The organism is Secundilactobacillus hailunensis (assembly GCF_005405185.1).
In the GTDB taxonomy this organism is placed as follows: domain Bacteria; phylum Bacillota; class Bacilli; order Lactobacillales; family Lactobacillaceae; genus Secundilactobacillus; species Secundilactobacillus hailunensis.
Genome location: NZ_BJDO01000001.1, coordinates 1 through 12,584, shown reverse-complemented (window position 1 = coordinate 12,584; position 12,584 = coordinate 1). Strand labels below are relative to the sequence as shown.

The window sequence follows — 12,584 nt, the reverse complement described above, 5'->3', positions numbered from 1 at the left end:
TCAGTAAAGAGGGACTTAAAATGTCAGATACAGTATTAATCACTGGTGCCAATAAGGGCATCGGTTTTGAAATTGCCCGTCAGCTCGGTAAAAAGGGCTGGACGATTCTGTTAGGTGCACGGAATAAGCAGCGTGGACTGACCGCAGTGCAAAAATTACAGGAAGAAGGCATTGTCGTGGAATGGATGCCAATCGACCTCAATGATTATGAAACGATCCACTTCGCGGCGACTAACATCGCTAAAACTCATCCAGAGCTGAAGGTACTGGTCAATAACGCTGGTATTCCCGGTGATATGAGTGCTGAACCGATGGATACTAAGACTTCTGATCTGCAAGCAACGTTAGACGTCAATGTCACCGGCAACTTTGAATTGATCAAGTCATTTACACCAATTTTAGCGAAAAATCACGGTCGAATCGTCAATATGACCATTCCAGCTACTGGTAACCGGTTCTTTCATCCGTTTGCTTACTGTGTCAGCAAGTCAGCCCTTAACCAAATGACCATGATGTTTGGAAACAGTTTTAAAGCCCAGCATATTCCCGTAGAAATTTTTGGTGCCGTTCCAGGCGGTGTGACTACCGACTTGAATAACCATATGGATAACCGCTTCATGCGGACCGTTGAAGATGGAGCTGGTTCCGTGGTTAAATTAATTCTCGATCACCATAATCATCAGGGTAAAACTGTGGTGCGCTTTGGTGGGGTGAAATTAGTTAAAAAGGTCATTGTGGGTCATTAATAATGATATTTAATAAGGCATACCGATTCTGCTTGTAATAAGCAGAATCGGTATGCCTTATTTTAACCTCCTGATTTATAGTCACTACAAGACTAATTATGAGAATAGGTTATTAGTGTTGCATTCGATTTGATAATTCAGGGTTCTAAAAAAATTGATTTATATTTATTTTGTTTCGCTTGTGTTGATATTAGTAATGTGCGATTTGACCTAGCAGTACGTGGTAACGCAGGTAAAGATTTTTATGCCTGGCTAGCGGTTCCTGATTGATTAAAAACGCGCTCTTAGCCACACCTAAAGGTACGTTACGGTGTCCAATATTGGCTACTTTAACCGTAAATAATCCGTTTGCAGTACGGTGATATCGAAGCTGATTACTCAGGTTAGCGGGTCCAGCTACGTGTGCCGCAAGCTTACCGTTGCGATACAGTTTTACTGCTACTGGCGTTCGTGAATGCTGACTGAGTTGCAAGATGATTGCGGAACTTGGAACAGTAACGCGAATGCGTGAAGTCACTGACTGACCCGGTCTAAGACGGAGCTGGTAGTTATTATAGTATTTGCCGTCTGATTGCTCCGCAACATTCCGTAAGTGAGTCGTTTTTTGAAAACTAGTGAGGCCAATACCGCCAATTACCAGACCGATACCGGTCAGTACTGGTAACGTGTATTTCGGCAGTCGCCAATGAACATGGGCGGCTAAAGCGGGTACTTGTTGGGTACCGAGTGCCCCCCAAAGTAAAAATAGCGGTAGTAACGGTAGGGCGTAGCGTGGTTCAACTTCCCAAAAGATAATGTGAAAACTCATTAGTCCAAGAAGACCAAGCGATAGAAAACTGTTTTCCCAAAAGAGCATTGGTGTTGCAAAAAACAGCAGTGCCACTAACAACACGCCAATATAAAGAATCTGTGAAATGACTGACAGACGGTAATTAATGGCTTCTTTTGATGCAAGAAACCAGTGTGGTGCGGTCTGCCATTGATTTGTCAAATAGAAGCCGCCAAACGTTCCAGCCGACAAAAAGGCATCACTTTTTTTGATCAGGTGTTTGGTAACACCGGTAGGACCTAATTTTATGATTCGTTTTTGAAGCAGTTGTTTAGCATGAGCTGCCTTTTGCTGTTTTGTTGGCAATAGACGTTCCTGATAGGCATCCTGGAAAGTATATTCACCATTAGTAGCTGGATTCCAGCTCATGGCGATCCAGCTAGTGGAAGGTAGGGCAAGGTTCGAATCAGCCTGATAACCAGCCTGCTTAGCAGCATTTTTGGCAATTAAACTGCCACCGCCGCACGCTAAAATACAAGCTAACCCGAGAACAAGGACCGTTTTAGTTGCCGTTATTCGTCTAAACCAACCATATCCTAGCATGACGATAAAAGCAATCAAGATAACGATCATATTCGGTTTAATGAGTACCCCAATGGAAAGTTCACTAACTAACAGGGCATCCAATCCATAGCGTGCCCAACCAGTATGCCGGCGACTTTGCTGCCACAGTGCCAGTGTGACGATTGGAATCGGCATAACGAGTGGGTCAGAATACAAAAATAAGCCAAAAAAGAAAAGGGGAATCGTCAACAGCCACATACCGGCAAATAGTGGTCTTAAGGATTCGCGGTGCCACGTTTTAAGAATAGTGAGCCCCGCCCACAATGCAGTATCTAACCATAAAAAGCGCAGGAGGTTGAGTAATCGCCAGGGTGCAGTTAATCCAAGCCAGTAACAGATTTTCAACAGGGCCGTTTGCAGTAACACCAGGTTATTATTGTTGCTGTAGACCTGAAAATAGGAGTTCCAGTGCGTTGTAAGGTGACTGGCCAGCATAACTGACTGGTTCTTCACGATAAATGAGTCTGCTGCGCCAGCGTCAACAAAAAAAATGGCTAAACCTACCTGAAGAATGCCAATGGTTATTAATAGGCCCGTCAGTACCCACCGTTGCGTACGTGCCGATTGGTGCTGAAGCCAATGAGCAGTGCCAATGAGGATACCTGCAACGATTAGTCCACCAAACCCCAAGCCAGCTCGTTGTATCATTGTAACATGCGGAAAAATCACAGGCGCGGCAATTGCCAGAGTAATTATGCCGGCAATGATTAGTGCTTGAAACCAGTGTAAATCACGAATTAACTTCATCTTTATCGATCCTCATTTTTCTGAATTCAAAGACCAAATTTTAGGTAACTTACACCCCCAAATTTGGACATATAGACAGTATAAACAATTGATATCACACTGTTCAACGGGGTAAAACTGAATAAAAAATGAAAAAAATTCAGAATTGGTGAGCAATTTCTTATGGCAAAGTTACTAGCATGTGTTCAATGGTTCAGTAACGCAAAATTAGTTATTTTATACTAGATACCAAGGCTCCCCATACGGGTAATGCATAAGAACTATAAATTTAAAAAGTGGCGCCGGCTACATAATTAATGTTGCCAGCCACATATTTTCGTGATAAGCTCTATGGTGTAAGTTCTAATACGCAAAAAAGTGATGCTAAACGACTCAAAATGGCATATTGATACATTTTATTTAACTTATCAAGTTATGAATTGAGCAAGATTATCTACCTAGTTATCTCTTTGAGCGCTACTATGACCGGATAACCGCTAGAGTTTTGCAAGTCGTCACTGCTTTTGGAGTATTAGTCATTACAATTTAATGTTGCATTTAGCCTGCCTAAATGTAATTTGTGAATCTAAAAAAGTCGGAGGAATGCATAATGTCAAAAGAGACAATTGTTACTTTAATTACTGGTGCTGAAAAAGGGCTAGGTCGTGAATACGCTGAACAATTAGGTAAAAAAGGCCAGCACATTTTTATCGGTGCCTATGACATGGAAGCCGGTAAAAAGACGCAAGCAGACTTAAGCGCCGAAGGAATCGCGGTTGATTTAGTTCACTGTGACATTACTGATCAAAGTACGATTGATAGCACCATGGCAGCAATCGAAAAGAAATTTGGCTACCTGAACATTCTGTTTAACAACGCTGGCATTTCTGGTGGTGCACCAAAGAAACCCTCAGAAACTTCACTCGCATTTTTGCGAAAAGTCTTTGATACCAATTTCTTAGGGACGACCGCTATGATTCAAGCCGCTTTACCATTATTAAAGAAAGCACCATTTGGTAAGATTCTGAACGTTTCCAGCGAAATGGGGTCGTTAACCGCTGCTATGAATCCAGATTCATTGTTCTACCACTTGAATTCATTTGGCTACTCCGCTTCTAAGAGTGCCGTTAACTGGATTACTGTGTCCTTTGCTAAAGAGCTTGAAGGAACCAGTATCACTGTGAACTCGGTAGATCCTGGTATGACTGCAACTGATTTAGTAAATAAGAAGTCCTTTGAAGAACATGGCGCACAGTCAGTCAGTGATGGTGCCCGTCGCGGAATTGAAATGGCCAGTGATCCCAAGAACGATGCTAACGGGACCTTTACTCAAGAAGGCGGCAAAGTTGCTTGGTAATTAGATTCGAACTGAAATTGCATCTTTAACATTAACTAAAAGTTGAAAGTTAAAAAGGTACAGTGGCTTGGCACAGGTCAAGTGGACAACCAAATAATTAAAGATTTATGCGCAGTTTTGAACGGCATGATTTCGGTATTCTTCCGGGGTCATGCCGTTTAGTGTTTGTTGTAGACATTTGGTGCTATACCAATGAATATACTGATTAATCAAGTTAATTAGTTCAGTTCTAGTGGTCGCCTGATGGAAGTTGAAAAACTCATCTTTCATATGACTTCAAAATGACTCCATTGAACTATTGTTACCGGGGGTTCCGGCACCGTGATGTACTTGCTGAACCCTATTAGCAGCTAAGACAGTGTTGTACGTTTTACTGGTATGAGCTGACCCTTGATTACTATGCATTACCCGATATTGAGGTTGCCCAAGTCTTAGACTGGTTACTAGAAACAATAACTGGTCAAGGTGCACGATTCGAAATATTGACCGCAGTTCTTGATACCATTTTCAATGAATTCAAAAAGGCATTCCCCAGCAACTTGGCGAGGCTGCTGGGTAATGCCTAATAAATCTAAAAGCACTAATATTTGATACCACATGCTTTTTGTAGTAAAGACTCGGTCTGTTTTTGTACTTTCAGCCTTTAGATAACAGCTAGTATGAAGCGTTTTGACATCAATGTCGGGACGCTTCTTGTGTTTTAGTGCTGTTATTTAAACTGTTAATGTTAATTGTTAAATAAATAAAACGTATTTCAATACTAAATTTTTTTCAGTTTAGGTTTATTTTTTATAGGTAGTCCCACTTCTGATACTGGGGTAGACTAAGTAAAAACTCAGACAGGAGGCATTTTTATGTTAATTGGCAAAAGTAATTTCAAGAAAAGATGCCAATTAGTCAAGACTTGGCTTATGTGCCATGGTGTTGGCATCCAGTTCATCTTAAGAACCGCTGGCTATATCATCATCATTTTAACCTTGGTATACCTTTACGATTACAGTGGCATCAATGGTGGACATTTTATTTATAATGAATTTTAAAAATTAAAATTAAGAGGTGTTTATAATGAACAAAAACATTTTGGAAACAATTGATCAAGTATCAAAGTCGCATCCTAACGCAGTAGCATTTGATTATCTAGGAATCCAAAATACTTATCAAGAACTGTCAACTTGGTCAGGACGCATGGCGACAGCTATTAAACACTTGAATTTAAATAAAGATGTGCCGGTGATGGTCTATGGCGGTCAAACTTTTGACATGTTAGTGTCGTTTCTTGGTGTCGCTAAATCGGGACACGCATACATCCCTGTAGATGCCCACTCGTCTCAGCAGCGACTGGCTTCGATCATCGAGACTGCCAATCCTGGACTGATTATTAGCATTGAACCCTTCCCATTAGAAACTAAGGTTCCCTTACTTCGTTTGAAAGAGCTACACGAAATATATATCACTTCTTCCAACGATACAAAAAAAGAAGAACTCGCCTTAAATGATAATTTCTACATCCTATTTACATCAGGCACAACAGGAAAACCTAAGGGCGTCCAAATTACCCATCAGAACTTGCTAAGTTTTGTTGAATGGATGACGCAATCATTTAATTTTAATAGGCAAAATGTTTTACTGCAGCCTTCATTTTCATTTGATTTATCAGTTATGGCAATTTATCCAACTCTTGTATGTGGTGGCACGTTGAAAGTATTACCCAAAAAAATTACCGATAACTTCATGTCGATGTTTACTTTGCTTCCGAAGCTGGCACTGAATAGTTGGATTTCAACACCATCACTGATCGATATCTGTTTAGTCGATCCTAATTTCACTGCAGAAGCATTCCCACAATTGGATACTTTCCTATTTTGCGGTGAAGAACTCTCACATGCCACGGCTGAAAAGTTAAAACAGCGGTTCCCACTAGCACACGTCTACAATACCTATGGGCCAACGGAAACTACCGTAGCGGTGACAAGTGTCGAAATAACTACTGATATCCTAAAAAAATATTCCCGATTACCTATTGGCTATGTGAAGTCTGATACTTCGATTGTGATTGAATCAGAACATAATGAAAAAGGCGAACTTATCATTGTAGGACCAAGTGTTTCAAAAGGATATCTGAATAACCCAGAAAAAACAACAGCAGCTTTTATCGATTTAAATGGCCATCGTGCCTATAAAAGCGGTGATTTAGGTTACTACAGTGACAAATTGCTATTTTATAGTGGTAGAACCGATTTCCAAATTAAATTAAATGGTTATCGAATTGAATTGGAAGAAATCAATCACTATCTTTCTCAACTTTCACTGATCAAACAAGGTGTAGTAGTACCCAAATATGATAACAGAGGAAAAGTTCTGCAACTCATTGGAATTGTGTCACCAAAGCAATCCACCGACAATACTTTGGCTTACACCAATCAAATAAAAGACGCTTTAGGTAAGTTAGTAATGCCCTATATGATCCCGCAACGGTTTAGCTTTCGGGACAAATTACCGTTGAGTGCTAACGGTAAAATCGACGTAAAAACTTTGATTACTGAGGTTAATGGTCATGATTAACCTACAACCATACACGAATCCGGCGTATTTTATTCTTTTAATTGGCACACTACTGCCAGCAATGATCGGTTTATATTTCGGAAAAAGGTTGAAAGTGTATGAAGCAATCTGGACATTTAGTTTCCTATTGATTACTTTTGGTGGTATTAAATGGCACCAAGGTATTGCACTAGCAGCTTATATCATTTTTCAACAACTATTAGTTCAAATTTACAAAGCCTATCGTAAGCGTCATAACTCAACTGCGATGTTTTTATCGATGATTATCCTCAGTATTTTCCCCTTAGTAATTGTTAAGTTAGCACCAATTTTTCCGTCCTCTCAGCTTTCTTTGTTTGGCTTTTTAGGAATTAGTTATCTAACGTTTAAAACCGTACAAGTTCTGATGGAACTTCGAGATGGAACCATTAAAGAAATTCGTGTTCGAGATTTTGTAAGATTTCTTCTGTTTTTTCCGACGGTGTCTTCAGGACCGATTGATCGGTTTAAACGATTCCAAGCGGATGAACAGCAAGTATTAAGCAGAGATGCATACTTGGTAATGGTCGATCGTGGGGTACAGTATATATTCAAAGGCTTTGTTTATAAGTTTATTCTTGGATACTTTTTTGGAACCTGGTTGCTGCCACGGATTGCACACGTTGCTCTACTAGAACGCCATGCATTTTTTGGAACTGGACTTTCACTGCATTTGGTCGAATATATGTACGTTTACAGCATGTACCTTTTCTTCGACTTTGCGGGTTATAGTTTGTTTGCAATTGGGATTAGTTATTTCTTAGGTATTAAAACACCGGAAAACTTTAATGCACCATTTAGATCGCACAACATTAAAGATTTTTGGAATCGGTGGCATATGTCGTTATCTTTCTGGTTTAGAGACTTTGTTTTTATGCGCGTCACATTCTTTATCATGAAAAAGCGACTCATTAAAAATCGTATTCGAGTGTCCCAAGTAGCGTATCTCCTTAACTTTTTGATCATGGGATTCTGGCACGGCGTAACGTGGTATTACATTGTTTATGGGCTATTTCACGCAACCGCCATCATTATCAATGATTACTGGCTTAGATATAAAAAAGCCCATCCTAATCTGATTAAACACAACATGTTCACGGAAGGGATTGCTATATTTTTAACGTTTAACACAGTTTGTTTTAGCTTCTTAATTTTCTCAGGATTTTTAAATACATTATGGTTCAAATAAAATAATTGGAGGAATTGCATTATGAACAATACACAAAAGGTACTTAACATCTTAAAGGAACTAACAGGTCAAGATTTAAGCGGTCAAATGGATACCAATCTTTATGAGAATAGCCTGCTTGATTCTATGGCCACCGTTCAATTAGTTATGGAGTTAGAAGAACAATTTGGCATTTCAATCCCAATTTCAGAATTCAATCGTTCGGAATGGGAAACACCGAACAAAATTATTTCAAAGGTGGAAAGCTTACAATGAAACATCGTCATCAACTTGGATTAACCATTGGGCCAGTTTTGGTAGCGATAATTATGTCATGCTTATTACTAATTTATCCGTACAAAGCTGGATCATATAGTGCCTCAGGGCTCGAAAAGGCCTCTTTGTCACAGTCGAATAATGTGTTAAAAGGACAAGCTATCAAAACAGCCGCACTAAAGAACGGTTACGTTCCCTTTTTCGGGTCATCTGAACTTTCTCGGTTGGATATGACTCATCCAAGTGTCGTCGCAAAGAAGTATCATTGGTCAAAACGCCCATTCTTATTAGGTAAGGCAGGGACACAATCATTGACTCACTATTTTGCGATGCAGGACATGACGTCACAACTTAAAAATAAGAAAGCAGTCGTCGTCGTTTCGCCCCAGTGGTTTACAAAAAAAGGTCAAATACCTGCAGCCTTTTCAGCTTATTATTCGCCTTTAGCAACGGCTCAGTGGTTATTAAAAGCGAAGAACACCCAAGCAGATCAATATGCGGCAAAACGACTTCTCAAAATGAACGCTTTTCACCGTACTAGTATGATGGGAAAAGCTACTTTACGAATTGCAAACGGTGAGCAATTGTCAGCTAATCAACGCCGTTACTTGCAGTTACGCTTAAAGGTATTACACGGTGAAGACCATTTCTTTTCGGCGTTTATTGTAAAAAATAAGATGAGACGGCTAAATAACGGGACAAAAAAACTTCCTCAGAGTTATTCATTTACGAAGATTAACCGATTAGCCGGAGCGATGGGGAAAAGAAACACCAATTCCAATCAACTTCAGATTGAAAACAATCTATATCGTAAAAAGTTACGTGGCAAAATTAAAACGCTGAAAAATTGTCAGGTCAACCTTGATTATCGACAATCTCCCGAATACAGTGATTTTGAGCTTATGCTAAATCAGTTTAAACAGACTAATACTGATGTTTTGTTCATCATTCCGCCAGTCAATGCCAAATGGGCAAAGTATACGGGACTATCGCAGCAGATGTTGATGTCGACTAGTCACAAAATTAAACAACAATTAAATAGTCAAGGTTTTAATAATGTACTTGATTTAACTCAAGATGGGAATATCAATTATTTTATGCAGGATAGCATCCATCTAGGGTGGCGTGGGTGGTTAGCGGTTGATCAAGCTGCACAGCCGTTCATTGCAAAACGTCAAAGAACACCACATTATCAGATTAATCGTTACTACTTTTCAAAGAATTGGCAGGAAAAAATCGTTAAATAACGGGCTAGATATGTCACACTTTTAATCATTCTGAGCGCGCTATTTTTCTGACAAAGATTGGTTATGTGACTAGATCCGGTTATGAAGCGTTTTAGCGAGTTCAGTATATTTTTGAAGAAATTATTGACTATAATGTCAAGGAGATTCAGAAACAAATGAATATGAGAAAGAGAATAATCAGTTCTTTTCTGGTTTTATTTGGCTTAGGCGTTATTGGGTCAGCTTATTATTGGCATCAAACCAGAAACAATGTATCGGAAATAAAGCAACAATCTAAATTACCTGAAAAAAGTCGGAAGCCAACTGCAACACAACATTCTTCCAATACAACAGATAATCGGATTACACGAGAACTCGTTTCACATCATTTTGTTGGTACTGCTCTAGTTGTCAAAAATAACCATCCAATTTATCAACAATCGTTTGGCTATGCGAACTATGCTAAAAAGAAATTAAATACCAATCAATCTGAGTATCAAATCCTCTCGATTCAAAAAACGTTAACGGCTGCCATGATTATGAAATTGATCCAACAAAATCGGCTCAGCATGAAGACAAAACTATCAAATTTTTACCCCAAAATTCACAATGCACATGCGATTCAAATTCGTAATTTATTAGACATGACTTCTGGACTTTCAATGAAAAAGAAGGCCAAAACGGTCCTAAGTGAATCTGGAATCGTGCGTTATGCAGTTAAACATGTCAAAAGTCGCCCCAATAAATTAGGGTCATGGAAGTATGACGCGGTTAATTATGTCTTACTAGCAGGAATCGTACAGCGCTTGACGCGACAATCGTATGTCAATAATTTTGCCAAAACAATTCAGCAACCCATGCACTTGACTCATACGGGTTTTGTGCAAGATTGGTCCCATAATCAGTTTAAAACGAATGGCTATCGCTACCATTCAAAGGCGCAAACCCGTTCGAGTTACTTCCGAGCATTTAAAGAGTCCCAAGCATCAATTAGTACGGAACTGGGGACTGGCGATATCTACATGACGAGTAGTAATCTATTTAAAGCCGAACAGCAGTTATTGCGTGGCAAAATCGTCTCAAAGAAGAATATCAGAATACTTCACCGTCCAGGGAGTTTTTCAAGTTACGGTGGAGGTGTGTATAATCAGTTGAATGGCGTGCGTTTACATGGTGTAGGCTATGGCTATGAATCGGCTGGGTTACTGACGCATGATGGTAAATCCGGTGTGATTCTATTATCAAATGATTACCGCCCAGGAGAACCGATATTACCAGTTGCGCAACGGCTTTTTAATCGGATGTTGAGTTAAGATCACTAGTATTTGAAGCATAATCTAGTTGTGAACTGTGTTGAAAAGGATTAAATCCCAACGAATCATTAATTTAGAGAGGAAAGGGTTCTTGTTTATGCATAGGAGTCTGGATTTTTCTTGTAAACTCTTAACGGTTGTCGTGACTATCGTGTGTGCGGAAATGCTTGGAGGTTGCCAAAGGGCCAGTGCAAGTTACAACCGTGTTTTGAAAACGAGTAACCGACACTACGATGCACAAATTATCAATCAGCTGGGTAGTGGTTATGCGATTTACAATGATGGACCGTATAATACCAGTCGGAGCACGAAAACCCGTGATGCAAACGGCAGTAATTATCGCGATGATTATGTTCGCGTGATGCAGACCAAGACCACCAAAACAGGGTCGTACGTAAAATTACGTTATTTTAATAAATATCTAGGCTGGATGCACATTCATGGTATTAAGCCGACGTCTTTCAAAAATGTCGCACAAGGAACCATGCAAAATGCTGGTTTCTTAGGATCGGTCGCGTTAATTCCGGCAGGCGGAACAACCCCAACTGTTATCAATACAGGGTATGCCAGTATCACTAATAAACTGAGTAATAGTAGTGATGGCACCGTGGTATACCCGCTGGCATCACTGCAAAAGGCAATCACGGGTGTCATTATTGAACAACTGATCAGCCAAAGAAAGATTGCTGCTAACACACAATTAAGCAAATATTATCCGCAAGTAGCTAACAGTAAGCAGATTACAATTAAACAACTTCTAAGTATGACCTCTGGAATCAGCAATAGTGAACAATTTCCACGTCAGAGCTTAAACGAGCAGCAAGCGGTTGATTTGGCTATAAAAGTCATGAAAGTAAACTTGCATCCAGGTTATCATTATAGCGATGATAACTTTGTACTCTTAGCTGGAATTATTGCTAAAGTTACCGGCAAGTCCTACATGTCTAACGTTGAAACGCGTATTTTTAGTAAGGCTGGCATGCACGAATCGATCTTGGTAGAAGATAAGCCAATTCATTTAACTAATAAACTGGCAGAATCTTATACTCTCAAGGGAAAGGCTAATTATATGGATCCAAATGTGTTATCTTTTCCTAGAGCATCAGCCATCGTTGGTGCTGGGAATATACTCACCACACCCACCGATTATTTGAAGTTTGTTCTATCGCTTCAAAACGGCGTCATTTTGACTAAGCAACAGTATCAGCAATTTCTTAGCTACGGCAGCCATTATTCTGGCGGCTTATTCGTTAGCCGTCCAGGTGAAGTCTATAATAATGGTTCATTTAGTGGCCAGGGGTACCATACTGGTTACGATAGCAGCAAGAATAATTACCACGTTGCAGTTGTGTTTAGTAATCAGTCACCATTAAGAAATAATCTTAGCCAAGGAGACTTTGTTTATTTAATGTATCAGATTGCGGCGGACTATTAGGATTTATTTGAATATGGTCAGTGACCCTAAGAACGATGCTAACGGGACTTTTACCCAAGAATGCGGCGCGGTTACTTGGTAATTGGGGTTGATTAGTTCAAATCGAAATCACATCTTTAGCATTAAAATCAATGTATTGAAAATAATCATCATTCCGATTGGAGTGATGATTATTTTTGACTCTTCAAAGACCGTCTTTGTAGGCTTTAACAGTAAGCACACTATAACCGGACGTATTGAAACACAAAACGGACTTCCTCATATTTGAGTTAGTCCGTTTTTGTATTTCATTCAGTTACTAATTGCTGATCAGGTTCATAATTCCACGGTAAACAAGCCTCCAATTGCGCTTCTTTTGGGAAAG

The 12,584-nt window shown here is 39.7% G+C and carries 11 protein-coding genes; 9 read left to right on the top strand and 2 right to left on the bottom strand.

Annotated elements, in window-relative coordinates:
* Positions 1-20 precede the first annotated feature (20 nt).
* Positions 21-746: an SDR family NAD(P)-dependent oxidoreductase gene (locus FFM73_RS00055; RefSeq protein ID WP_137629765.1), complete on the top strand. Its 726-nt coding sequence runs from the start codon at positions 21-23 to the stop codon at positions 744-746.
* A 190-nt stretch (positions 747-936) separates the two neighbouring features.
* On the opposite strand, the gene FFM73_RS00050 is transcribed toward FFM73_RS00055, so the two are convergent.
* The gene (locus tag FFM73_RS00050; protein WP_137629764.1) at positions 937-2,886 is read right to left on the bottom strand and encodes a glycosyltransferase-like membrane protein; all 1,950 of its coding nucleotides are present in this window, start codon (positions 2,884-2,886) and stop codon (positions 937-939) included.
* Positions 2,887-3,475: 589 nt separating this feature from the next.
* On the opposite strand from FFM73_RS00050, the gene FFM73_RS00045 reads away from it, so the two are divergent.
* On the top strand, positions 3,476-4,222 hold the full coding sequence (locus FFM73_RS00045; protein WP_137629763.1) for an SDR family NAD(P)-dependent oxidoreductase: 747 nt from the start codon (positions 3,476-3,478) through the stop codon (positions 4,220-4,222).
* 105 nt (positions 4,223-4,327) lie between these two features.
* On the opposite strand, the gene FFM73_RS13150 is transcribed toward FFM73_RS00045, so the two are convergent.
* Positions 4,328-4,492 (bottom strand): IS3 family transposase, encoded by a 165-nt coding sequence (locus tag FFM73_RS13150; RefSeq protein WP_137629762.1) that lies wholly within the window; start codon positions 4,490-4,492, stop codon positions 4,328-4,330.
* Between the two features lie 584 nt (positions 4,493-5,076).
* Between FFM73_RS13150 and FFM73_RS00035 the strand changes: the two genes are divergently transcribed.
* The 7 genes from FFM73_RS00035 to FFM73_RS00005 all read left to right on the top strand — a co-directional run bounded on the left by FFM73_RS00035 (position 5,077) and on the right by FFM73_RS00005 (position 12,220).
* Positions 5,077-5,262, top strand: a complete 186-nt coding sequence (locus tag FFM73_RS00035) for a teichoic acid D-Ala incorporation-associated protein DltX (protein WP_137629761.1) — start codon at positions 5,077-5,079, stop codon at positions 5,260-5,262.
* 25 nt (positions 5,263-5,287) lie between these two features.
* On the top strand, positions 5,288-6,784 hold the full coding sequence (dltA, locus tag FFM73_RS00030) for a D-alanine--poly(phosphoribitol) ligase subunit DltA (protein ID WP_137629760.1): 1,497 nt from the start codon (positions 5,288-5,290) through the stop codon (positions 6,782-6,784).
* A complete protein-coding gene (gene dltB / locus FFM73_RS00025) occupies positions 6,777-7,991 on the top strand; it encodes a D-alanyl-lipoteichoic acid biosynthesis protein DltB (protein WP_137629759.1) in 1,215 nt (404 codons plus the stop codon). The genes dltA and dltB overlap by 8 nt, the downstream gene beginning before the upstream one ends.
* 21 nt (positions 7,992-8,012) lie before the next feature.
* The gene (gene dltC / locus FFM73_RS00020) at positions 8,013-8,246 is read left to right on the top strand and encodes a D-alanine--poly(phosphoribitol) ligase subunit DltC (protein WP_137629758.1); all 234 of its coding nucleotides are present in this window, start codon (positions 8,013-8,015) and stop codon (positions 8,244-8,246) included.
* Entirely contained in the window at positions 8,243-9,493 is a 1,251-nt protein-coding gene (gene dltD, locus FFM73_RS00015; protein WP_137629757.1) for a D-alanyl-lipoteichoic acid biosynthesis protein DltD, read from the top strand. The genes dltC and dltD overlap by 4 nt, the downstream gene beginning before the upstream one ends.
* A 155-nt stretch (positions 9,494-9,648) precedes the next feature.
* Positions 9,649-10,785, top strand: coding sequence for a serine hydrolase domain-containing protein (locus FFM73_RS00010; protein ID WP_137629756.1), 1,137 nt, complete (start codon positions 9,649-9,651; stop codon positions 10,783-10,785).
* A 208-nt stretch (positions 10,786-10,993) separates the two neighbouring features.
* Positions 10,994-12,220 (top strand): serine hydrolase domain-containing protein, encoded by a 1,227-nt coding sequence (locus tag FFM73_RS00005; RefSeq protein WP_235874412.1) that lies wholly within the window; start codon positions 10,994-10,996, stop codon positions 12,218-12,220.
* The last annotated feature ends 364 nt before the right edge of the window (positions 12,221-12,584 follow it).

Excerpts from the sequence above, each read along its gene's own strand:
- FFM73_RS00055 (WP_137629765.1), top strand. The coding sequence starts at position 21 with ATGTCAGATACAGTATTAATCACTGGTGCCAATAAGGGCATCGGTTTT.
- FFM73_RS00050 (WP_137629764.1), bottom strand. The coding sequence starts at position 2,886 with ATGAAGTTAATTCGTGATTTACACTGGTTTCAAGCACTAATCATTGCC.
- FFM73_RS00045 (WP_137629763.1), top strand. The coding sequence starts at position 3,476 with ATGTCAAAAGAGACAATTGTTACTTTAATTACTGGTGCTGAAAAAGGG.
- FFM73_RS13150 (WP_137629762.1), bottom strand. The coding sequence starts at position 4,492 with ATGAAAGATGAGTTTTTCAACTTCCATCAGGCGACCACTAGAACTGAA.
- FFM73_RS00035 (WP_137629761.1), top strand. The coding sequence starts at position 5,077 with ATGTTAATTGGCAAAAGTAATTTCAAGAAAAGATGCCAATTAGTCAAG.
- dltA (WP_137629760.1), top strand. The coding sequence starts at position 5,288 with ATGAACAAAAACATTTTGGAAACAATTGATCAAGTATCAAAGTCGCAT.
- dltB (WP_137629759.1), top strand. The coding sequence starts at position 6,777 with ATGATTAACCTACAACCATACACGAATCCGGCGTATTTTATTCTTTTA.
- dltC (WP_137629758.1), top strand. The coding sequence starts at position 8,013 with ATGAACAATACACAAAAGGTACTTAACATCTTAAAGGAACTAACAGGT.
- dltD (WP_137629757.1), top strand. The coding sequence starts at position 8,243 with ATGAAACATCGTCATCAACTTGGATTAACCATTGGGCCAGTTTTGGTA.
- FFM73_RS00010 (WP_137629756.1), top strand. The coding sequence starts at position 9,649 with ATGAATATGAGAAAGAGAATAATCAGTTCTTTTCTGGTTTTATTTGGC.